The following is a 21152-nucleotide window of genomic DNA, read 5'->3' as shown; positions in this document are numbered from 1 at the left end:
CTGAATCCCAGCGGGATCACAAAAACTATATAAAGCCTGCAAATTAAATAATTGCAGGCTTTTTGTTTTTTAGCACAGACCTCAAAATATAGTATATTCTCTTACAGGAGAAGCTTTAATTTCAATATTATTGTACCTGCAATATTTTATGAGTAGTTTTTTTCTTTTGTCCATGCTAACACGCATATATAAATTAAACCGTTTATATATTCTTTCTTTTTATAAGTTTTAAGAATTGGATCAAAACAGCCTCATCGTTTTTCAAAGCTTTCTTTTCATCTTCTTTTGTAAGACTAATCCGTTTTAAATAACGCTGTAAATCACCACGTTCAAAAGCCTCCAACAAAACTGGATATACATAAGCACTCTTACAAACAGCTCTGGTATTTCCTAATTTTGCAGCTACACAATCTAAAGCATTAACCACTAATTTCTTTGTTGAGATTTCCGGGTTTTCTCTGCTACATATGGCTAATTGCCGCATAGCTTCTAAAGTTCCGCCCCAGGTTCTAAAGTCTTTTGCCGTAAAATAGTCATTCGTAATTTCACGTATGTACTGATTAATCATTCCAGAATCTATTGTTTTCCTTTCGTTCTCGTTAGTATAGAACTGAAACAATTCCTGACCGGGTATATCCCTGCATTTTTTCAAAAGTTTGGTCAGGCGTTTATCTGTGAGCTTTATCTCTTGCTTTACTCCTTTTTTCCCCACAAAACATAAGAATGCTGTTTTATTTTTTTCTTTAAAATGTTTGTCTTTCAGAGTACTTAACCCGTAACTATTATAATTTTTTTCGTAGGCTGGACTTCCAATTCTGATTAATGTTTCCTGTAGCACCTTAACACAAATAGCAAGTACTTTTCTTTCATCTAAATTCTTGCGTCGCAGATCTTTTTCTACTTGTTTTCTTAAATTAGGGAGAGCCTTACCAAAGTCCAGCAATCTAAAATATTTTTCGTTAGCGCGTCTTTTTACCCAGTCTGGATGGTAGCGGTATTGCTTTCTGCCTGCTGTATCAACCCCTACTGCCTGTAAATAACCATTTTTTTTAGAAGAGATCCACACGTCTTTCCAGGCTGGGGGCAGTACAAGTTTTTGGATACGCTCTAAGGTAGATCTATCTGTGATCTTATTACCATCGCTGTCTTCATAACTAAATTTTCCTGATAAGCCTTTGCGATAAATCCCTTCTTTATGTGGACTTACAAAAACTAAATGACTATCGTTGATGATCTCAGTTGTACTTACCATAGCTTTTTACAACAACAAAAGGCAAAAAAAATAGTTTGGGTAATGCGCTCTGTAATTCCTGTTTTTTATAATTACAATGAACTAAGGACTATTAATTAAAGTAAAAATTTAAGATTTCAGTTAAAAAGAACAGATTATATAAGGAATACTATGTCTCCTTATCCTTCTAATCATCTTAGAATACTGAAGAAAAAGAATTTGCTCATTTTTACAATAAATATTTAATCATACCCTTTACCTTCTCATTTCCCGGGAAAGCTGTAAATTTATTGGCAAGTACTCCTTTTTTATCATACAACAAATATGATGGAATGGCATCGAATTCAAAATAATCCATGATATATTCCCACTGATCATCTGTGAGGTAATAATGTTCATCTCCTATTCCCTTAATTTTTTCTTTCCACAACTTTTTGGGAGAAGAACCATTTGTTAGATACACAAAAACCACATCTTGATTCAGGAGGTCTTTTTTTGCACTTTTAAACTGTTCCATTGCGTTTAAGCAAGGTACGCACCATGTCGCCCAAAAATCAATCAAAACAACTTTATTCTTATATTTTGATAAAATTGTTTCAATAACTTTATCTTTAGCTACCAAAGGTATTTCGTTAACCACCACCGGTATTTTGAACTTTTCTAATTCGGCAACCTTTTGGTTTTTTCGCAACAGTATTTTGGCAATTTCTCCATTTTTCCAATACTTGATAATATTCTCTTTTTGCTTTTCTGTTAAGGGTTTTACTTCTTCATTTAGCTGTTTAGCATAGACATTGGCTGCTAGAATATCATAATAAGGCCCATCTTTGAAACCCACTAAATCCGATAAGATAACTTTTACATTTGCTAACCAAATAGAGATGTCACTTTCTCCAATCTCAGGAAGGTTCAATACTTCATTTTGTAGAATTCTATTTTGAAATTCTAAAAACGTAGGGCATTGTAAATATTGCAGATCATTAAGTTTAAAATCTTTCAGGAAACCAAAATATGACCTATCTATCTTTTGGATATCAGGCTTTTTATTTTTATCTCCCCCTGTATTCCTGTAATTGACCATCATCTCCTCTTCATAATCAAAGACATGTAACTTATATAGCGTTAAGCGAAAATCTTTTGATAGTACTTCTTTTAATTCTTTTGATAGCAATGTATCATTATCTACAATTGTTAGTCTTTCCGATAAAATGTTTCTTGCGTAATTCAGAAAATAGTCTGTACTCTTATTATATAGAACTTCTGGTACCCTACCTGATTTATATCCGATCATTTTAAAAAAAACCTCATAACTTTCGGTTATATCGTTCTTATTCATTACCGGTATTGTCTCAATGCTTTTGATTCCATCATCTGAATTATAGGTAATATTAATATTGGTAAGCCCCCCACTTGTTAATTCAACGAAAAGCGACTTCTCCGGGTCTAAGCTTATTTTCATAATAACCAGCGAGATACGTGTTTCAACATCAACATCCACAGAAAATTTACCCGATTGGTCAATTAAGGCTTTGTATCTAACATATTCTCCGGAAATTGGTTGTGGAGCAATAACCTCAACAAAAACACTATCCTTATTGGTAATATTTGGGCTTTTTATACTCCCTGTTATCTTGGCCGCACCTGATTTTATAATCGGGATATCTATAATCTTATCAGCAGATGGACGGCTTGACAACAAGAACAAAAGGCAAAAAACACAATAAAAGTATAAGTGTATTTTTTTGAACATAAAAAGATTGATTTAAGTTTTAACAGGTCTTTGATAAACCTATTAGGATTAGTTTATTATTTATAACAGTGTTGAGCAATACAGCTCGGAGGCCATTTGCGAATTAAAACGCCCGGAGTATTCGATATTTTTATATGTGAAATGGCATTCATCATACCTCTTCTTACCATTAAGTAGTTATGAACATAAGTTTTAAGTTATTACTAACTTCGACATTTAAACATGGATATCCAAATATGTGAAATTTTAGCACATATAGTTCACTTTTCCTTATACACTAACAATAATCCCTTAAAGGGGATAATACTCCTAATCATTTGCTTTCTGATGCAACATTTCAAAAAAACACTTGTCTTTTCATGATATATCCCAGCTCGTAACAATAACTATTTAACTGAACATGAAAAAAACGATTATTCTTACACTCTTTGTACTGATTGGCCATACCTGCTTTTCACAAACCTTATCAAAAGCCGATTTTATAGAAGACCTTGAATTTCTCAAAAAAACATTACCCGTTAAGCATACCAACCTTTTTGCAAAAATCACGCAACCAAATTTCGAAACCAAGGTAGATACCATTATAAACAAAGCCGGCTCCTTAAATTATGAAACCTTTACTGCCGAACTTTTTAAGCTTATGGTAAGCATTGGAGATGAACATACTTTTGTTGAAGCAAAGTTCACTAAAATTCTTCCTATTCAATTCGAACTCTTTAAAGAAGGACTTTTCGTAACAGGTATAGATGAAGCCAATTCAAATCTTCTGCAAGCCAAATTAATCGCTATCAACAACCAAAGCACAGCTAATGTAACCTCTTTATTCAAAGAAGTTATTCAAAGCGAAAATCAGTCTTACTTTGATGACCATCTCCTTCATTACATTAATAATCCTTCTTTTTTAAAGGGTCTGGGTATCATTGATTCTGATGAGGAAGCAGAATTTACCTTGATTGATAAAAACGACAAGCAGGTTAAAATTAAATTGGCAGCTGTTCAAAGTAACAATATTGCCAATGTAAAATTAGTTTTTTCCCACTCTAACTTATTATCTAAAAAAGGTAAAGGAAATTACTGGTTTGATTATGATACAGACAAAAAAGTCCTTTATTTAAATTATAATAAATGCCAAGAAGAACAAGACCTCCCCTTCTCAAAGTTCAATGATGATCTGTTTGCCTTTATAACCCAGTATGCCCCAAAAAAAATCATATTGGACTTACGTTACAACAGCGGCGGAAATTCGGGGGTTTTAAGTCCGTTTATAGAAAAAATCAAAGATAGTTACCTCAACCAAAAAAATAAATTCTTTGTATTGATCGGCAAAAAAACCTTTTCTTCGGCGGTAATGAATGCCGTTAATCTAAAAAGAAATACAAATGCCTTTTTAATTGGCGAGCCTACCAGTGGCAACATTAACCATTATGGCGAGGTAAGAGGATTTAGCTTACCCAAATCTAAAATAGTGATGGCCTATTCTACCAGATATTGGGAAACCTGGAAAGGGAAAAAAGGGCCATTAAAACCTGATATTGCTGTGAATTATTCCATTAAAAACTACATAGAAGGAAAAGATGAAGCTCTGATGCAGGTATATAAAAAATAAAAGTGTAGTATTAGTATTATATGCTTTTCGCACTTCATGCTGGTATGAAAGATTTTTTGCATCTTTAAACATAAACCCAAAACAGTCCTGAACTAACAAATGCAAGAAACTGAAATATTTTATCCTGCAAGCATTGCGGCGTGGCGTGAATGGTTAACAAAAAACCATCTTTCAAAAAAAGATGTATGGGTTGTTTTTTATGTTAAATCATCAAGAAAACCATCTATTACCTGGAGCGACGCGGTGGATACGGCACTTTGTTTTGGCTGGATAGACAGCAAGAAAATCAAAATTGATGAAGAAACATCTCATCAGTTTTTCAGTAAACGAAAACCTAAGAGCACTTGGTCTAAAATCAATAAAGAAAAAATTAAGCGACTTATTGACAGTGGATTGATGGCGCAAGCGGGACTTGATATTATTGAAATTGCCAAACAAAACGGTTCGTGGACAATTTTAGACGAAGTTGAGGAATTGATCATCCCAAATGATCTGGAAGAGGCTTTCAGCAAATATGAGGGCGCTAAAGATTATTTTCTAAGCTTGAGCAAAAGCATCAAAAAAATGATGCTGCAATGGCTTGTGCTTGCCAAACGCCCCGAAACCCGACAAAAGCGCATAGATGAAATTGCCGAGCTTGCAGGACAAAGCAAAAAACCTAAACAATTTTAATCTAAAAAACAAGGCTTTCTTTTTAGATTTGTTCTCTTTTCTTCAATAGCTTATTATTGCTCTGAAAATGACACGGACAATAAAACTAAAAACGGTTTTACCTTATAGCCAAGAAAAAGTTTGGCAGGCATTAACATGCCCCGAGCTTTTAGGCGGCTGGTTTATGGAGAACAACATTGAACCAACGCCGGGACATTATTTCACGTTCAGGATGAAACCCCAAAAAGGTTGGGACGGAATAACACATTGCGAGATCATTGCCGTTGATCCACAGAAATACATTTCCTACACTTATCGTGGTGAAGCTACAGGCGAAAAAGCACTGGCCTGTGCCGGTATTCATTCTGATCAGGCGGACAAATTAACGAAAGGAATATTTACCCAATTAGATACCGTTTTAAGTTTTACTTTAGAGCCAACTTGTGGGGGAACAATACTATATTTAGAACATTCGGGCTACAAAGGGTTAAAACTTGTAATCGTTAGTTTGATCATGCAGGCTGGCTGGAAAAAACAGTTAAAAAAGAAGCTTCCAAAGGTTTTAGAAAGAACTTTTGGTTAAACCTCAGCACAATTGGCAGCTTATTTTTCAGGTTTATAACCTTAAAATATGAGAGACCAGTTCATCTTTTAAATCTGCTACCCTTTCTTGCCCAGTACTATCATTTACCAATATAATAACAGCTGTTTGCTGATCAGGATAAAGATAACATAACGAAGAAAAACCAAACCCATCCCTACCTGTATGCATGATAAAAGGCAGGCCATTGTCTTCCTTACCTAACATCCAACTCAACCCCATGCTCATGCCATCAGGTTTTGTAAACGTAACTTTATGGCTTAGGTTAATTGCAGGATTTTTATTATTTAAGTTAGCAGCAGCATATTTAAGCATATCAGCTGGCGTTGAAAACATTGAGGGTGCTGCTCTGAAACCATTATCAGGAATAAAGGTTAATGCTTTACCGTTTTCATCATGGCCTATTAAAAGTCGTTTTTCTTCATCTGCTGTTAGCCGGGTCTTGGTATGCTCTATTCCGATTTGCGTCTTCAAGAACAAAGCAATTAGCTGATCATAGGGCATATGGTAAACGCGCTGCAAAATAGCGATCAATACCATCATCGCATTTCCGTTATATCGGTATTTGGTCCCGGGAATGGTATCGAGTGTAAAGTGATGCATATCTTTAAATAAGCTATCGGCCGTATAAACGCTATAAAATTGTCTGAATGCCTTAGGTTCTAATTTAGAAATGCTATCCAAATATTTATCGCTGTAATCTCGCGACATGGCTGGCAATGCCGAAGTATGATTGGCCAGATCTACCAATCTTACCGGATGTCCTTGATACTGTAAATTAGGGTATTTGCCCGGCAAGTATTTCCTGATATCATCACTTAACTTTACTTTCTTTTCAACAACTGCCTGAGCAAGCATAATTCCTACAAAAGTTTTTGCAACAGAACCCAAACCAAAATAAGTATTACTCTGAATTAAATTACCTTCGCCACGATGGAAGCTGTATTGATGCTGTATTCCATTTTTCACTATTCCTATAGAAAGATCAACCGTTGCAGGAAAATTCAAATAACGTTCAGCTGCCCGCTGAACTAAACTATCAAGAGATGTCTTTAAAGGATTATTACTCTTAATTACTGATTTAGCTTCTGTCTGTTGAGCGCTGCAATACTGCGATAAAATGACAAATACTGTAAGGATTTTAAAATAATGTGACTTCATGTATATAACCATTTAAGGCTTAACACAATACTACATAAAAGCCTTTCTTTTTCAAAGTAAATTTACCTTTTTCGATTGCAATGATTTTGATATAAACCAATTGAAATCCTAAAAAAACAGTTGACTTAGTCAACATTTTTATTATTTTAGCTATAGTAATTATGATAAATCTTGCAAAATGGCAAAATCAAGCGTAGATAGTATCAGGGCATTTAATCGTTATTATACCCACATCATAGGTTTATTGGATAAAGGTTATCTTGAAACAGGTTATTCTTTAACAGAAGCCAGGATACTTTTTGAAATATCAATAGCAGAAAAAAAAGATACATCTGAAATCATAGATACTATGCTTATAGACAAAGGCTATCTGAGCAGAGTATTGAAAAAGTTTGAAAAAGACCAACTGATCACCCGCTCGAAGTCTCCAAAAGATGCGAGGGCCAGTCAGATAAAGCTTACAAAAAAAGGAATAACCGAATTGAATCTGCTCAATGCGCTAACAGATAGCAAAATAGAAGAATTATTAAAAAATCTGACTCGAGAGGATGTCAACAAACTTGTTCTGCACATGAATTCGATCGTTAAAATCCTCGATAAATAAATAAAACCTCATTAACATGATACGTTTAGCTACATTTAAAGATATCCCAGAATTGGAAAAACTGTTAAATCTTTCAGTAAGAGGCTTAAGTACAGAACATTATACATCTAATCAGATTGAAAGTGCACTTAAATATATTTTTGGCATAGATACGCAATTGATTAGAGATCATACTTACTACATTGCTGAAATCGATGGATCAATAGCCGGTTGTGGGGGCTGGAGCATGCGCAACACTTTATATGGTGGTGATCAGCATAAAGAATTGGAGGATCCTTTACTTGATCCTAAAACAGATGCGGCGAGGATCAGGGCTTTTTTTGTACACCCTGATTATGCCAGAAGAGGAATTGGCAGACAAATTATGGAATACTGCGAAGCTGAAGCTAAAAGGCATGGCTTTTTAAGTATGGAATTAGGGGCTACCCTGCCCGGTATGCCACTCTACAAGGCGATGGGCTTTTTGGAGGTTGAAGAGATTGTGGAACCACTATTTGATGGCGAAAAATTAGAAATTGTTAGAATGCGGAAAACCATCTAATTCATAGGTTTTGTTCACTTAACAATACCTCGAAATTATAACGTTACCCTGAGCTGGTTCCAGGGTCTATATTTTTTCGGTTAGATGCTGAAATAAATTCAGCATGAGGTGTGGAGGTTATGCATGACGGTTTCTTATTTCCCTTATAAAACAGAGCGTCACCCTGAATTTATTTCAGGGTCTATAATTTTCTTTGGGTAGATGCTGAAACGAGTTCAGCAGAATGTGAGGAAGTTCTGCATGACAAATAATTCTATGCTAAACAATTTCTTGGGTCTCAGCTTTGATCTGCATTATCCCTTCTTTATAGGTTGTGGTCTTAAATTCAGGAAATCGGTTTTTAAATTTAGAAACATCAAAAATATTATTGTGCGCATATCTTGGCAAAAGCTCTTGCAATTCTTTTGCACGTTGGCTAAAAAGAGCTCCGATACTAAATACAAACTTTGGGATAACCACATAGTTCAATTCTTTTCCATAAACTTCTGATGCCAATTTGATAAATTGCTGATAGTTTACCCTATTCTCATCAATTGGCAAGTGCCATGTTTGCCCGTAAGCATCGGGTGTATTGCCAATCAAGGCGGTTGCCCTACTGGCATCAGGTGTCCAGATCAGGCTTCTTAATTTATGATCACTTAAAGGAACTTTTAGTTTCTTGTTGGCTTTAATGGCATCAAAAATAAAGGTATTGGTAATACTCTGGGTTCTGCCCGGTCCGTAAAATTCTGGTGCACGACAAATTACTGCTTCAATATCTCCCTGCTCCATTTCTTGCAGCAGCATATTGGTTATTTTTTTCCTTACTTCTCCCTTTCTTCCTACAGGTTCAAATATGCTTTTTTCGGTTAATACTGCATCATTTTGCGGGTACATATAGGTATTGTCAAAAAAAACCAGCTTAGTACCACGCTTTTTACAGGCCGTTATTACATTCTGCATAATTAACGGAAATTGTTCTTCCCACATCTTGCTATCCATAGGCAGTCCCAAGGTAAAATAGGCTATATCACTACCCTTTATAGCTTCATCTGCTTGCTTACTATTCAATAAATTGGCAGCAAACAAAGTATCGGTATCGTTAACTTTTTTAGGTTTACGACTTACCAATCTAATATCTGATGTATAATTTAGTTTGAGTTCTTTGGCCAATTCTTCGGCTATCTGCCCGTTGGCGCCCAATATTGTTTGCATTTACCTGATCTATTTATGAAATTTTTTAAGTTCTTCTATTACCACCTTTGCCATTTCTTTTGAACTGAAAGGATTTTGACCTGTAATTAACTTACCATCTGTTAGTACTTTTGAGGTCATAGGAATAAAGGCTTTCTTATAATCAGCACCTCTCGCTTTTAAAGCTGCTTCTAAATTGAATGGCACTTTCTTTTTACGCCTTGCCAAACTTTCTTCTAACCAGCTAAAACCTGTTAAGATTTTAGCTTTAATCATGTATTCTCCATTTGATAATTTAACGTTTAACAATCCACCTACACCATGGCAAATGGCTGCTACAATTTTATTTTTTTCGTAATGATTTTTGATGATATGCTGCAACAGCACATTATCTGGAAAATCGTACATGGTACCATGTCCACCAGCTAAATAAACTCCATCAAATTCTTGGTCTGCTAACTCTTGTAAGCTCTTGGCATGTTGTAGCAAATCCCTAAAATTGGTATTGTTCCAATAACCTTTTGAAATATGATCCAGCACCAAAGGTTTCAAACTCTCGGGATCTATAGGCGTATCTCCTCCGTTTGGACTTGCAATGGTAATGTCGTATCCATTTTCTATAGCATTGTGATAGATATGAGTAAGCTCGCTTAACCACAATCCGGTTTTAAGCTTATGATCAGCATACGTACTTGCGCTGGTTACTACAATTAATAGCTTTAACATGTTCTGTTAACATTTTTTATATCATAAAGTTCGGTTGTTTTTAGGTAAGTGCAATTGCTTAACAATAGAATTTTAAAACAGAGGACCAAGCTCAAACAAATTTAGCCCATTATTAGTATAAAAATATACTAAAAATAAATATAAATAATATATTTGTATATAAAAATACAGAAATGAATTATGAACTTGCTAAAAATGTAATTGGTTTATTAGAGCAGTTTGAAACAGAAAACCCTGTTGAAGGCTTATATAAACATAATATTGAAGGATTTAAAAGTTGGATCGCACAGTCTCATCATAACTGCAAGAAACAAGAACCTTACTGGGAAGGAAAAGAAAACGGAAGAAGCGCAGAAAGTGTGATCAACACCTTGATTGTGCACATGAACAGGTATGCCAAATCATATTCCAAATCAGCCATACATGATTCTGATTTTTCTACACAAGAAGATTTTATCTACTTAATTAATCTTAAGGCATTTGGTTCAATGTCTAAAACGGATCTCATTAAAAAGAATGTTCATGAAAAGCCTGTTGGAATGCAAATCATCAATCGTTTAATCAGCCAAAAATGGGTTGAACAGACTGAATCTGCAACCGATAAAAGAAGTAAAGTTCTGTCTATTACAGAAAAAGGGTTAGAAGTATTAGAAAAACAAATGAACAAAATTCGTCAGGCTACAACAATTGTAACCGGAAATTTGACACATACCGAAAAAATGGAGTTAATAAGGCTTTTAAACAAGTTAAATGATTTCCATGAGCCTATTTATGACAGAAATATCGGACCGGAAAATCTTCTTTTTGAAGCTATTCAATTGACTAAAAACAGATAGTGGTCGAAAAGCACAGAAGTTTAAAATAAATAAAATATAAAAATGAAAAACTTTATTATCCTTTTCTTTCTCTTGTTTGCCAGCTCTAAACTTTTTGCTCAAAAGAATGAACTTTACCAACTTTCCAGTCATATTCTGGATATAACTACGGGTAAACCTGCGTCTGGTGTTACGATTAGATTAGAAAAATTTTCAGACAATAAGACTTGGCAAGTAGTGAGCCAAAAAACTACCAATTCAGATGGACGCGTAGGAGATTTCTTGCCTTATGGTAAGATGAATAATCAAGGTACTTACAAACTGGTTTTTGAAACCACAGCTTATTTTACTTCGCAGCACAGAGATAGTTTTTATCCTTGGATCGAAGTTATTTTTATAATCAAAGACAAGCAGCACTATCATGTACCTATTACACTGAGTTCTTTTGGTTATTCTACTTATAAAGGAAATTGATAATTAAAAATGAAAAAACGCATTGCTATAATTGGTTCGGGATTTTCCGGTCTCTCGGCTGCAGCTTACACTGCCCAGGCTGGTCATGAGGTCCATGTTTTTGAAAAACACTCCCAGCCCGGCGGTAGGGCCCGACAGTTTAACACCAAACAAGGCTATGTTTTTGATATGGGCCCTAGTTGGTACTGGATGCCTGATATTATGGAGGGTTTCTTTTCTGATTTTGGGCATCAAACATTTGATTTCTTTAGGTTAATTTCTTTAAACCCACAGTTTGAAATAGTGTTTGATGATGAAAAAATTGCTATACCCGAAAAATATGATGATCTAAAAAAACTGTTTGAAGAAACAGAGCGGGGATCTGGTGCAAAGCTAGATCAATTTATGCAATCGGCAAAATTTAAGTACGAAGTTGGCATGAAAGATTTTGTGAACAAACCATGCCACAACTGGCGGGAATTTATATCGCCTAAAATTGCAAAAAGTGCCTTAAGACTAGATTTGTTAAGCAATTTTAGAAGCTATGTTGCTAAATATTTTAAAAGCCAGAAACTAAGAACGCTAATGGAATTTCCGGTAATATTTTTGGGAGCTTCGCCCAAGAGCATTCCGGCATTGTACAGTTTAATGAATTATGGCGGATATGCACTGGGTACGCATTACCCTATAGGTGGATTTTATCAACTGGTTTTGGCAATGCAAAAAGTTGCCGAAAGCCAGGGAGCGGTTTTTCACTTCAACCATAACGTAGAAAAAATAAACACCAAAAACAATAAAATAACATCGCTCAGCATTAATGGGAAATATTATGAATTTGATGCAGTAATTGCCTCATCTGATTATCATCATACAGAAACACTTCTCCCAGAAAACTTAAGAAATTACAATGAAAGTTATTGGAAAAACAGAACCTTTGCCCCTTCTTGCCTAATTTACTACTTGGGTATTAAAGAAAAAATACCAAACCTTAAACATCATACGCTATTTTTTGAGCATGATTTAGACACACATATTGATTGCATTTACGGCAATAAGAAATGGCCTGAAAATCCACTGTTCTATTGTTGCTCTCCTTCTGTAACAGATCAAAGCACAGCACCAGAAAATTGCGAGAATTTATTTCTGTTGATGCCCCTGGCCACAGGAATAAATGATGAGGAGGAAATAAGAGAAAAGTATCTACATCAAATGCTTTCGAGGGTAGAAAGTCTTACGGGAGCTACAAAGCTTATTTCTAAAATTGAATATAAAAAAAGCTATTGTGTAAGCGATTTTGTTTCTGATTACAATGCTTATGGCGGCAATGCTTACGGACTTGCCAATACGCTAAACCAAACTGCGGTTCTTAAACCTAAAATCAAGAATAAGAAAGTAAATAATCTGTTTTATACCGGTCAGTTAACTGTACCGGGTCCCGGAGTACCTCCTTCTATTATTTCAGGTAAAATAGTAGCTAAAGAAATCGATAATCTGAAAATCAAAAACTATGAAAAAATTATTTGATGAACTTGCTTACGATGTAAGCAAGAAAACAACAAAAAAATACAGCACCAGTTTTTCGTTGGGCATATTGGCTTTAAAACCCTCAATTAGACAGGCTATTTATGCAATTTACGGATACGTAAGACTGGCAGATGAAATTGTAGACAGTTTTCACGATTTTGATAAAAAAGGTTTGTTAGCAAGGCTAAAAATTGAAACAGATATTGCTTTAGCAGAACATATTTCATTAAATCCCATCTTACAGTCATTTCAGGAAACGGTTAACAGGTATGGTATAGACAGGGAACTGATCGAACAATTTCTTCATAGTATGGAAATGGACCTGTACAATGCTCACTACAATTCAGAAATGTACAATGAATACATCTACGGATCGGCAGAAGTGGTAGGCTTAATGTGTTTGCAGATATTTACCGAAGGTAATAAAGAACTGTATGAACAGCTAAAACCTTATGCCATGAAATTAGGTTCTGCTTTTCAGAAAATAAATTTTTTAAGAGACCTAAAAGATGACTATCAAATACTGGGAAGAACCTATTTCCCTAATATTAACATGCACGTATTTGATAACCATGTAAAAAACCAGATTGAAAAAGAAATCGAAGCGGAATTTAAAGAAGCCCTGATCGGGATCAAAAAACTACCTAATTCATCTATGTTCGGGGTGTATCTGGCTTATAAATATTATCTTTCCCTATTTGATAAAATAAAGAATAAATCATCAAAGGAAATCTTAGAAAATAGAATCAGGATACCCAATTCGCAAAAGGTATTTGTAGCCTTTAAAAGTTATTTACGCTATAAAGTTGCTTTTTTATGATGAAAATTACCAGCATTTTAATGTTTATATTTCTAATTCAGGTGTCTGCCCAGGCAAACAGGATTGACCTTGATGAACTGAGGGATAATTACAAAATAGCTGTAACTGATAAAAAGTTGTGTTTGCAAATGATTGAAATTTTAAAATCACAAGATAATGACCCCATTTTTTTAGCTTATCTGGGTGGGTTCCAGACCATTTGGGCAAATCATACCTTTAACCCTATTGAAAAGCTGAGAACATTTAACAAAGGCAAAAAAAACATTCAAAAAGCAATTCTTAAGGATCCTGATAATGTAGAAGCTAGGTTTATAAGATTTTCAGTTCAGAAGAACGCTCCGTTTTTTTTAGGTTATAACCTAAATATTAAAGAAGATGAGGAATTTTTAAAAATACATCGAACAAAGATCAGCTCAGATGCCGTAATCAAAAACATAGAAACGCTTTTAAAAGATTGAGTGATGAAGTATCAATTATATAGAGAACAGCAATTGAATTGTGATATAGATACCGCTTGGGCTTTTTCTCATCGCCACAGAACCTTTCCAAGATCACACCAAAAGATATGGGTTTTACGGTTTTATCAAAATACAAGAATGAACCAATTTTTGAAGGAATGATCATTGACTATACCGTTTCTCCCCTATTAAGAATTCCACTGAAATGGAAAACACGTATCACTCAAGTTAATCATTACAAAAGCTTTACAGATTTTCAGGAAAATGGTCCATATAAGTACTGGAATCATTACCACGAATTTGTGGTAAATGAAAAAGGAGTATTAATGAAAGATACCGTAGATTATGAGCTGCCTCTAGGAATTTTAGGAACCATAGCCCATTGGCTTCTGGTAAAAAATAAGCTAGCTAAAATATTTAATTACCGTTATGAAATCTTAGAAGAAATATTTAACAAAAAATAGCAAAATGATCAACTTTTTAATTGTACTTGTTGTTTTTATATTAATGGAATGTGCTACATGGATTATTCATAAGTATGTTATGCATGGCTTTTTATGGGTATTGCACAAAGACCACCATGATCACAGCAATGTAGGCTTACTTGAAAAAAACGACTATTTCTTTGTGCTATTTTCATTGCCCACCATTGTTCTTATGTATTTGGGTTCATTAAAAGATTTCAATTATTTATTTTTTATCGGATTGGGAATTATGCTGTATGGAATGGTCTATTTTTTTGTACACGATGTTTTTATACACCAAAGAGTTAAATATTTTTCCCGTACCAAAAACCCCTATTTTTTAGCCTTACGCAGAGCACATAAACAACACCACAAACATACCGGCAAAGAGGATGGAGAATGCTTTGGTTTTTTAATTGTACCTATGAAATATTTCAGGTTATACTTTAGCGCAAAAAAATGATGGCATATACCTACTCCCTAATATTGTTTTTTACGGTTATTATTTGCTTCATTGCTTCTTTTGATAAGAGAATTCTGTTTAACAAACATTTTGGGGCTTTTCTAAAAGCGGCTATAATTGTAGCTATACCCTTCATAGCATGGGATGTTTGGTTTACCCAAAAAGGTGTCTGGTGGTTCAACACCAATTATACATTAGGAGTTACATTGATGGGCTTGCCCATAGAGGAGTGCCTGTTTTTCATATTCATTCCTTTTTCCTGTGTTTTTACGTATTTCTGTTTTGATCAGTTTTTCAAATTAGAATGGCTAAATGCTTTTAACAATATTATTGTTTTTGTAAGTATAATTATTTGTTCTGTTATAGCCTTATTGCATCATGATAAAATATATACACTTGTAACAGCAATCATTACAATAGCAACATTAATCTATCTGCACTTTATTGCCCGTGCAAACTGGATAGGAAAAGCTTCTTTGGTTTATACCGTATTAATGTTAGGTTTTTTTCCGGTTAATGGGGTACTTACAGGCACGGGATTAAATGCCCCTATTGTAAACTATAATCCTAATGATTTCTTAGGGATAAGAATACTTACTATACCCATTGAAGATGCCGTATATGGCTATAGTCAATTTGTATGGGTACTTTACTTTTTTAAACTCTTTCAACATAAACACTATGAAAACAAAGCATAAATTAGTTACCTCTATCGTTCTAATCGCAGGCATTGCAATTATATTAAATTCATGTGCATCTATACCCCAAAACGCAAAACCCGTCCACAATTTTAATGTTAATCGCTATTTGGGTATTTGGTATGAAATAGCACGATTTGATTTTCGTTTTGAAAAAGATTTAGACAATACCTCTGCGCAATATAGCTTAGATAAAAATGGCAATGTAATTGTGCTGAACAGCGGTTATAATTTTAAAAAAAACCAATGGAAAAAAGCCGAAGGCTTAGCAAAGTTTAGAGGCGATAAAAATATTGCTGCCCTTAAGGTAAGTTTTTTTGGTCCTTTCTATTCGGGATATAATGTAATTTCCTTAGATGATAATTACCAATATGCCCTGGTAGCTGGTAAAAGCCTGGATTATTTATGGATTTTATCGAGAGAAAAAAGTATTCCCGAAAAAATAAAGACTAAATACCTTCAGATTGCCAAGGAACTGGGTTATGATATATCAAAACTAATTTGGGTAGAACACAACAAGAACAATAATCCCTATCTTAATGAAAAATAAGGTTGCAGTGTTCTGGTTTCGCAGGGATCTACGGCTAGAAGATAATGCTGCATTACATCATGCACTCTCTTCAGGATTGCCCGTAGTACCCGTCTTTATTTTCGACCCTAATATATTGGCCAAATTAACAAGCAAAAAAGATAAAAGAGTAGATTATATCCATCAGGCATTATCTCACATCAATTCAGAACTAAAATTGTGGGGCTCAGCCTTAAAAACTTTCTACGGAAAACCACTTGATGTGTACAAAATCCTGATTGATGAATTTGATATTCGAGCTGTGTTCTGTAACCGCGATTATGAACCGTCCGCTATTAAACGTGATACAGAAATCTATCATTTTTTAAAAGAAAATAATATCTCTTTTAGAGCTCTCAAAGACCAAGTAATCTTTGATAGGAATGATATTTTAAAGAATGACGGAACGCCTTATACGGTTTACACCCCATATTCTAAAAAATGGAAAGAAAAGCTCAGTACAGAAAGCTATACATCTTTTAAAGCCGATTTCAGAAATTTCTATAAATCAATTTTTTCAGAAATTATTTCCTTGAAAGAAATCGGTTTTGAAAAAACAGATATGGTTTTTCAAAGTCCTAAATTAAACCCGGCTATTATAGACTTATATGATAAATTTAGGGATTATCCTGCAATGCAAAATACAAGTCAATTGGGCACAGCACTCAGATTTGGTACAATTAGCATTCGTAAGTGCGTTGCTTTTGCTGTAAAACATAATCAAACATGGCTTTCTGAATTGATCTGGCGAGAGTTTTTCATGCAAATTCTCTATCATTTTCCGTATGTGGTACATGAATCTTTTAAAAAGCAGTATGATTTTATCAAATGGCGAAACAACAATAAAGAATTTGAGCTGTGGTGCAATGGAAAGACAGGCTTTCCTATTGTAGATGCCGGAATGCGGCAATTAAACGAAACGGGATATATGCACAACCGTGCCCGTATGATTGCAGCAAGTTTTTTATGTAAGCATCTGCTGATAGATTGGCGTTGGGGAGAAAGCTATTTTGCCCAAAAACTGAATGATTATGACTTATCGGCTAACAACGGAAACTGGCAATGGGCTGCAGGTTCAGGATGTGATGCTGCTCCTTATTTTAGGGTGTTTAATCCTGCAATTCAAACCGAGAAGTTCGATAAAGACCTAAGCTACATTAAAAAATGGGTTCCTGAACTTGGGAGCGGTAATTATCCAAAGCCCATAGTTGAGCATAGTTTTGCAAGAGAAAGAGCGTTAAAAATATATGGAGAAGCATTGGTTAATACCAAAACAATCTAAAAATAATCCCCTCTAACACACAATAAAACCTTAACGATAATAATGGAAAGAAATAAAGTTATACTGGTAAACGAAAACGATCAGGTATTAGGCGAAATGAACAAATTAGAGGCTCATCAAAAAGGTTTATTGCACAGAGCGTTCTCAGTTTTTATTTTTAACAGCAAAGGAGAATTACTTTTGCAGCAACGGGCCGCCCACAAATACCACGGTGCCAAATTATGGACAAACACCTGCTGCTCCCACCCTCAGTTAAATGAAGATATGCGAATGGGTGCAGAAGAGAGATTAAAGTATGAAATGGGGCTAAAATGCAACCTAAAGTTTCTCTATTCTTTTATCTACAAAGCAGAGGTTGAAAATAATTTGATAGAAAATGAATATGACCATGTTTTTATCGGTTTATCGGATGATGAGCCAACTATCAATAAAGAAGAAGTTCAAGACTATAAATGGATGAACCTGAACAAAGTTCTTGAAGATATAAATCTCAATCCAGAGGTTTACACTTATTGGTTTAAAGCGGCTTTACCTAAAGTTATTTCTAACATTAAACATGAAATGTTATTAACAAAATATTGATTTTGATAAAATTTCTCTTTTATTATTGAATAAAAACTCTATAAATACAAGTTATAGAGCAAAATCTCTATATTTTCTAAATATAACGGCTATTTACTAAACTGAGGAACAAAAAAGCGATCCCAATTGTAAACTCTGGCAACACTGTTACAAATTTCGAGCATTAATTCCTGGCTATTACTATTGGTCATAACTACTACTCCATATCCTTTATCCAGGCTTCCGTAAGATGCACAGGTAAAACCTTCATTACCTCCGTTATGGTTAAAATAATAGGCTCCGTTTTTATATCGGTGAAATACCCCAAGCGCCACTTTGCTCTTATCGTAATCAACCACAGGCTGAAAGCGTTCTTCCATATATTTCTTAGACAGAACTTTTGCCGATTTGCCCTGTAAGGCCAGTTGACATTCGATCATATATTTTGCAAGGTCGGTGGGTGTGGTCCAAAGTCCGGCCGCAGCATACTCCGGGTATAAATGGTATTTCCCTTTTACTTTTTTTCCATCAGCGTAATAGCCTGAAGCAATATTTAGTGTATCATTTTTTACCGTATATACGCTATGGGCCATTTGCAAAGGCTCAAAAACTTCTTTTTTCATAAAATCCTCATATTTCTTACCAGCGGTTTCAATAAGGATAAGCTGGGCAATCACAGAGCCCCCACCCGAGTAATCAAAAGCAATTCCCGGCTCTTTTATAGCACGAACAGCTTTAGAATTTGCTGGGTAAGTTCCGTTTAAGACTTGTACAATATCAGGTATCGTGGCTGTTCTCTCATAACCTGCAAAACCCGAAACACCCAATCCACCTGAGTGGCTTAATAAATTTCTGGATGTAATGATCTTGTTTTTAGAAACACTGTCGTAAGGAAATTTCCAGCTTTTAAGATAAGTATTGATGTCTTTGTCTAGGTCTATTTTTCCGAGTTGCACCAATTTCATAAATCCAAGGCTGTTAATGCTTTTACTTATAGAAGCAGCCTGAAATAAGGTATTGATATCAGCCTTTCTGTTTTCTTCTTCATCTGCATAGCCATAGGCCTTTACCCATTCTATTTTATAATTATTGATTACGGCAATGCTCACTCCCTTTACATTAAGTTGTCGCATTCTATCAAGAATATTGTTATTGGGTACCTGATCGCTTCCTTTAATAACCGATGGGCTGAGAGCGTTTTCTACTTTTTCAATTTTAGCTTTAATACCCTTATCTGGCTGTTGAGCATACAACAAAGTTAAACAAAACGTAAAAAACAGGACTAAAACACCTTGTATAGTTTTCATTACCAATAAATTAAGTGATTTTGGTTTACAATTTAGTTATTTTGATCGAAATTAAAGTATGGAATTACCTGATCCTGTCATTTTCGTTCTTAAGAATCAAACCTTTCAATTCCTTGTTTTTATAAATCAAAAACACTATAAAATGCATTATAGAGCAAAAATACTATAATTTGCATTTATAGAACAAAAACTCTATATTTACAGTTATTTAAGCATTAAGCTGATGAAAACACAAGCTGTAATGACAGGAGATATTGTTAATTTTACCAAATTGTCTCCGTCCAAAAGAAAAGATTTGATTAGAGAAACTGAGGTATTGCTCAAAACCTGGATCAAAGAAAAGAGAAATGCAGAGATATTTAGGGGCGATAGCTATCAAGTGTTGTTTAATGATACGCTAGAAGCCATAACCAAAAGCATACAGCTCATTTGCTGGTTTAAGAAGCACTCAGACGAAAAGAATAAAGTATTTTTAAGCACAAGAATATCCATAGGTATTGGAGAAATTTCTTACCTCGGTAAAAATGTACTCAACTCAGATGGCGAGGCATTTCATCTTTCGGGAAGACATTTCGATACCATGAAGGATGAACAGTTTTTAGCTGTTCACACCAATGATGTTGCCAAGAATAAAGCAATTGAAATTATCCTTAACTTCGTTAATAGATATATAGCTAACTGGACAATTGCACAGGCAGAAGTTATTTTTCTGTTACTTGAAGGTAAAACCCAGCAAGAGACCGCAGAAGCGCTTTCTCTATCTCAACCTTCGGTTAACAGTAGATTAAAATCTGCGGGATGGAAAGAATTTGAACCTGCCATAAAATATATTGCCAACTTAGTACAATAACAAATGGAAATAAATTTACTTCTGAGATTGCTCGTTGCGCATCTGCTTACCGATTTTATATTACAACCTAAAAGTTGGGTAACCGACCGTGAAGAAAAAAGAGGCAGATCTTCAAAACTTTATCTCCATGTGCTCATTACTACGCTTATAGCTTATATCTTATCGGGGTTATACAGTAACTGGGTAATTCCCATAGTTATCTTTAGCTCTCATTTGCTTATAGACTACCTCAAATCAAGAACAGATAAGAATAAATTCAGTTATTTTATAGCAGACCAGATAGCCCATTTACTGGTGATTGTAATACTTTGGTTATCTATAGAAAACAAATGGACTGAAATATGCCCATTTATAGAGACGGTTACCGGAACTAGCAGATTCTGGATCATTACAGCCGGATATACTTTTGTGAGTTTTCCATTAGGTATCATTATTGGAAAAGCAACGCAGAAATGGCGAGACCAGATCGGCAGAGAAAAAAGGCAAGCAGCGATAGCCCGTCTGGAAAGTCAGGAAACAGAAAAATCAAATGAGGAGCTTACAGAAGAAATTTCTATCATTACCAAAAGTAATGAAGATCACGGCGTTGGATTAGCCAGTGCCGGAAAATGGATTGGCATATGTGAACGGGTGCTCATTCTAACCTTTGTGCTTATGCAACAATATTCTGCTATTGGTTTTCTCATGACAGCCAAATCAATTTTAAGATTTAGCGAAAAAGAAACCAATACTCAATTAAAGACTGAATATATTTTAGTGGGAACTCTGGTTAGTTTTGCTACTTCTGCAATGATCGGAGTTGCAATGAGGATGGCAATGGGCTAAAGAGATTCGTTCCAATAATA

24 protein-coding genes are annotated in these 21152 nt (G+C 34.7%); 18 read left to right on the top strand and 6 right to left on the bottom strand.

Annotated elements, in window-relative coordinates; all coding sequences use genetic code 11:
• Positions 1–202: 202 nt before the first annotated feature.
• On the bottom strand, positions 203–1252 hold the full coding sequence (locus ACLHG9_RS06730; RefSeq protein ID WP_410220729.1) for a DNA topoisomerase IB: 1050 nt from the start codon (positions 1250–1252) through the stop codon (positions 203–205).
• Between the two features lie 208 nt (positions 1253–1460).
• Positions 1461–2981, bottom strand: a complete 1521-nt coding sequence (locus tag ACLHG9_RS06725) for a TlpA family protein disulfide reductase (protein ID WP_410220728.1) — start codon at positions 2979–2981, stop codon at positions 1461–1463.
• A 400-nt stretch (positions 2982–3381) separates the two neighbouring features.
• Here ACLHG9_RS06725 and ACLHG9_RS06720 point away from each other — a divergent pair, with 400 nt between their 5' ends.
• The 3 genes from ACLHG9_RS06720 to ACLHG9_RS06710 all read left to right on the top strand — a co-directional run bounded on the left by ACLHG9_RS06720 (position 3382) and on the right by ACLHG9_RS06710 (position 5821).
• Positions 3382–4587, top strand: a complete 1206-nt coding sequence (locus tag ACLHG9_RS06720) for a hypothetical protein (protein WP_410220727.1) — start codon at positions 3382–3384, stop codon at positions 4585–4587.
• Positions 4588–4686: 99 nt separating this feature from the next.
• Positions 4687–5259, top strand: a complete 573-nt coding sequence (locus ACLHG9_RS06715) for a YdeI/OmpD-associated family protein (RefSeq protein ID WP_410220726.1) — start codon at positions 4687–4689, stop codon at positions 5257–5259.
• A 67-nt stretch (positions 5260–5326) separates the two neighbouring features.
• Complete coding sequence (locus tag ACLHG9_RS06710; protein ID WP_410220725.1) at positions 5327–5821, top strand: SRPBCC family protein; 495 nt, start codon at positions 5327–5329, stop codon at positions 5819–5821.
• A gap of 33 nt (positions 5822–5854) precedes the next feature.
• On the opposite strand, the gene ACLHG9_RS06705 is transcribed toward ACLHG9_RS06710, so the two are convergent.
• Positions 5855–7000: a serine hydrolase domain-containing protein gene (locus ACLHG9_RS06705; RefSeq protein ID WP_410220724.1), complete on the bottom strand. Its 1146-nt coding sequence runs from the start codon at positions 6998–7000 to the stop codon at positions 5855–5857.
• Between the two features lie 178 nt (positions 7001–7178).
• Between ACLHG9_RS06705 and ACLHG9_RS06700 the strand changes: the two genes are divergently transcribed.
• Both ACLHG9_RS06700 and ACLHG9_RS06695 read left to right on the top strand, forming a co-directional pair.
• Complete coding sequence (locus tag ACLHG9_RS06700; RefSeq protein ID WP_410220723.1) at positions 7179–7604, top strand: MarR family winged helix-turn-helix transcriptional regulator; 426 nt, start codon at positions 7179–7181, stop codon at positions 7602–7604.
• Positions 7605–7620: 16 nt separating this feature from the next.
• Positions 7621–8145 carry a GNAT family N-acetyltransferase gene (locus ACLHG9_RS06695; protein ID WP_410220722.1) on the top strand — a complete coding sequence of 175 codons (525 nt, stop codon included), beginning with the start codon at positions 7621–7623 and terminating at the stop codon, positions 8143–8145.
• 258 nt (positions 8146–8403) lie between these two features.
• On the opposite strand, the gene ACLHG9_RS06690 is transcribed toward ACLHG9_RS06695, so the two are convergent.
• Together ACLHG9_RS06690 and ACLHG9_RS06685 are read right to left on the bottom strand one after the other, a co-directional pair.
• A complete protein-coding gene (locus ACLHG9_RS06690) occupies positions 8404–9339 on the bottom strand; it encodes an NAD-dependent epimerase/dehydratase family protein (protein ID WP_410220721.1) in 936 nt (311 codons plus the stop codon).
• A 9-nt stretch (positions 9340–9348) separates the two neighbouring features.
• On the bottom strand, positions 9349–10044 hold the full coding sequence (locus ACLHG9_RS06685) for a type 1 glutamine amidotransferase domain-containing protein (protein ID WP_410220720.1): 696 nt from the start codon (positions 10042–10044) through the stop codon (positions 9349–9351).
• Positions 10045–10217: 173 nt separating this feature from the next.
• On the opposite strand from ACLHG9_RS06685, the gene ACLHG9_RS06680 reads away from it, so the two are divergent.
• The 11 genes from ACLHG9_RS06680 to idi are packed head-to-tail and all read left to right on the top strand — an operon-like array spanning position 10218 to position 18171.
• Positions 10218–10880 carry a MarR family winged helix-turn-helix transcriptional regulator gene (locus tag ACLHG9_RS06680; RefSeq protein ID WP_410220719.1) on the top strand — a complete coding sequence of 221 codons (663 nt, stop codon included), beginning with the start codon at positions 10218–10220 and terminating at the stop codon, positions 10878–10880.
• Positions 10881–10922: 42 nt separating this feature from the next.
• Positions 10923–11333, top strand: a complete 411-nt coding sequence (gene uraH, locus ACLHG9_RS06675; protein ID WP_410220718.1) for a hydroxyisourate hydrolase — start codon at positions 10923–10925, stop codon at positions 11331–11333.
• A gap of 9 nt (positions 11334–11342) precedes the next feature.
• Positions 11343–12836, top strand: coding sequence for a phytoene desaturase family protein (locus ACLHG9_RS06670; protein ID WP_410220717.1), 1494 nt, complete (start codon positions 11343–11345; stop codon positions 12834–12836).
• On the top strand, positions 12820–13656 hold the full coding sequence (locus ACLHG9_RS06665; RefSeq protein ID WP_410220716.1) for a phytoene/squalene synthase family protein: 837 nt from the start codon (positions 12820–12822) through the stop codon (positions 13654–13656). Before ACLHG9_RS06670 ends, ACLHG9_RS06665 begins: the two co-directional genes overlap by 17 nt.
• Positions 13653–14114: a hypothetical protein gene (locus tag ACLHG9_RS06660; RefSeq protein WP_410220715.1), complete on the top strand. Its 462-nt coding sequence runs from the start codon at positions 13653–13655 to the stop codon at positions 14112–14114. The genes ACLHG9_RS06665 and ACLHG9_RS06660 overlap by 4 nt, the downstream gene beginning before the upstream one ends.
• A gap of 56 nt (positions 14115–14170) precedes the next feature.
• The gene (locus tag ACLHG9_RS06655) at positions 14171–14578 is read left to right on the top strand and encodes an SRPBCC family protein (protein WP_410220714.1); all 408 of its coding nucleotides are present in this window, start codon (positions 14171–14173) and stop codon (positions 14576–14578) included.
• A gap of 4 nt (positions 14579–14582) precedes the next feature.
• Positions 14583–15041 carry a sterol desaturase family protein gene (locus tag ACLHG9_RS06650; RefSeq protein WP_410220713.1) on the top strand — a complete coding sequence of 153 codons (459 nt, stop codon included), beginning with the start codon at positions 14583–14585 and terminating at the stop codon, positions 15039–15041.
• A complete protein-coding gene (locus ACLHG9_RS06645) occupies positions 15038–15739 on the top strand; it encodes a lycopene cyclase domain-containing protein (RefSeq protein WP_410220712.1) in 702 nt (233 codons plus the stop codon). Before ACLHG9_RS06650 ends, ACLHG9_RS06645 begins: the two co-directional genes overlap by 4 nt.
• A complete protein-coding gene (locus tag ACLHG9_RS06640) occupies positions 15723–16289 on the top strand; it encodes a lipocalin family protein (RefSeq protein ID WP_410220711.1) in 567 nt (188 codons plus the stop codon). Before ACLHG9_RS06645 ends, ACLHG9_RS06640 begins: the two co-directional genes overlap by 17 nt.
• On the top strand, positions 16279–17589 hold the full coding sequence (locus tag ACLHG9_RS06635) for a cryptochrome/photolyase family protein (RefSeq protein WP_410220710.1): 1311 nt from the start codon (positions 16279–16281) through the stop codon (positions 17587–17589). Before ACLHG9_RS06640 ends, ACLHG9_RS06635 begins: the two co-directional genes overlap by 11 nt.
• A 42-nt stretch (positions 17590–17631) precedes the next feature.
• Positions 17632–18171 carry an isopentenyl-diphosphate Delta-isomerase gene (gene idi / locus ACLHG9_RS06630; RefSeq protein ID WP_410220709.1) on the top strand — a complete coding sequence of 180 codons (540 nt, stop codon included), beginning with the start codon at positions 17632–17634 and terminating at the stop codon, positions 18169–18171.
• An 89-nt stretch (positions 18172–18260) separates the two neighbouring features.
• Here idi and ACLHG9_RS06625 read toward each other — a convergent pair whose 3' ends face one another.
• Positions 18261–19457, bottom strand: coding sequence for a serine hydrolase domain-containing protein (locus ACLHG9_RS06625; protein ID WP_410220708.1), 1197 nt, complete (start codon positions 19455–19457; stop codon positions 18261–18263).
• 223 nt (positions 19458–19680) lie between these two features.
• Here ACLHG9_RS06625 and ACLHG9_RS06620 point away from each other — a divergent pair, with 223 nt between their 5' ends.
• Positions 19681–20307, top strand: a complete 627-nt coding sequence (locus tag ACLHG9_RS06620; protein WP_410220707.1) for a hypothetical protein — start codon at positions 19681–19683, stop codon at positions 20305–20307.
• 3 nt (positions 20308–20310) lie between these two features.
• Positions 20311–21132 (top strand): DUF3307 domain-containing protein, encoded by an 822-nt coding sequence (locus ACLHG9_RS06615; RefSeq protein ID WP_410220706.1) that lies wholly within the window; start codon positions 20311–20313, stop codon positions 21130–21132.
• Positions 21133–21152: the final 20 nt, after the last annotated feature.

The organism is Pedobacter sp. (genome assembly GCF_046462515.1).
GTDB lineage: Bacteria > Bacteroidota > Bacteroidia > Sphingobacteriales > Sphingobacteriaceae > Pedobacter.
Note: the sequence above shows the minus strand (reverse complement) of the source record. Positions and strands in the feature narration are given on the sequence as shown.

Excerpts from the sequence above, each read along its gene's own strand:
- ACLHG9_RS06640 (WP_410220711.1), top strand. The coding sequence starts at position 15,723 with ATGAAAACAAAGCATAAATTAGTTACCTCTATCGTTCTAATCGCAGGC.
- ACLHG9_RS06670 (WP_410220717.1), top strand. The coding sequence starts at position 11,343 with ATGAAAAAACGCATTGCTATAATTGGTTCGGGATTTTCCGGTCTCTCG.
- ACLHG9_RS06720 (WP_410220727.1), top strand. The coding sequence starts at position 3,382 with ATGAAAAAAACGATTATTCTTACACTCTTTGTACTGATTGGCCATACC.
- ACLHG9_RS06665 (WP_410220716.1), top strand. The coding sequence starts at position 12,820 with ATGAAAAAATTATTTGATGAACTTGCTTACGATGTAAGCAAGAAAACA.
- ACLHG9_RS06685 (WP_410220720.1), bottom strand. The coding sequence starts at position 10,044 with ATGTTAAAGCTATTAATTGTAGTAACCAGCGCAAGTACGTATGCTGAT.
- uraH (WP_410220718.1), top strand. The coding sequence starts at position 10,923 with ATGAAAAACTTTATTATCCTTTTCTTTCTCTTGTTTGCCAGCTCTAAA.
- ACLHG9_RS06730 (WP_410220729.1), bottom strand. The coding sequence starts at position 1,252 with ATGGTAAGTACAACTGAGATCATCAACGATAGTCATTTAGTTTTTGTA.
- ACLHG9_RS06615 (WP_410220706.1), top strand. The coding sequence starts at position 20,311 with ATGGAAATAAATTTACTTCTGAGATTGCTCGTTGCGCATCTGCTTACC.
- ACLHG9_RS06690 (WP_410220721.1), bottom strand. The coding sequence starts at position 9,339 with ATGCAAACAATATTGGGCGCCAACGGGCAGATAGCCGAAGAATTGGCC.
- ACLHG9_RS06650 (WP_410220713.1), top strand. The coding sequence starts at position 14,583 with ATGATCAACTTTTTAATTGTACTTGTTGTTTTTATATTAATGGAATGT.
- ACLHG9_RS06625 (WP_410220708.1), bottom strand. The coding sequence starts at position 19,457 with ATGAAAACTATACAAGGTGTTTTAGTCCTGTTTTTTACGTTTTGTTTA.
- ACLHG9_RS06695 (WP_410220722.1), top strand. The coding sequence starts at position 7,621 with ATGATACGTTTAGCTACATTTAAAGATATCCCAGAATTGGAAAAACTG.
- ACLHG9_RS06635 (WP_410220710.1), top strand. The coding sequence starts at position 16,279 with ATGAAAAATAAGGTTGCAGTGTTCTGGTTTCGCAGGGATCTACGGCTA.
- idi (WP_410220709.1), top strand. The coding sequence starts at position 17,632 with ATGGAAAGAAATAAAGTTATACTGGTAAACGAAAACGATCAGGTATTA.
- ACLHG9_RS06660 (WP_410220715.1), top strand. The coding sequence starts at position 13,653 with ATGATGAAAATTACCAGCATTTTAATGTTTATATTTCTAATTCAGGTG.
- ACLHG9_RS06680 (WP_410220719.1), top strand. The coding sequence starts at position 10,218 with ATGAATTATGAACTTGCTAAAAATGTAATTGGTTTATTAGAGCAGTTT.
- ACLHG9_RS06725 (WP_410220728.1), bottom strand. The coding sequence starts at position 2,981 with ATGTTCAAAAAAATACACTTATACTTTTATTGTGTTTTTTGCCTTTTG.
- ACLHG9_RS06715 (WP_410220726.1), top strand. The coding sequence starts at position 4,687 with ATGCAAGAAACTGAAATATTTTATCCTGCAAGCATTGCGGCGTGGCGT.
- ACLHG9_RS06620 (WP_410220707.1), top strand. The coding sequence starts at position 19,681 with ATGAAAACACAAGCTGTAATGACAGGAGATATTGTTAATTTTACCAAA.
- ACLHG9_RS06700 (WP_410220723.1), top strand. The coding sequence starts at position 7,179 with ATGGCAAAATCAAGCGTAGATAGTATCAGGGCATTTAATCGTTATTAT.
- ACLHG9_RS06705 (WP_410220724.1), bottom strand. The coding sequence starts at position 7,000 with ATGAAGTCACATTATTTTAAAATCCTTACAGTATTTGTCATTTTATCG.
- ACLHG9_RS06710 (WP_410220725.1), top strand. The coding sequence starts at position 5,327 with ATGACACGGACAATAAAACTAAAAACGGTTTTACCTTATAGCCAAGAA.
- ACLHG9_RS06645 (WP_410220712.1), top strand. The coding sequence starts at position 15,038 with ATGATGGCATATACCTACTCCCTAATATTGTTTTTTACGGTTATTATT.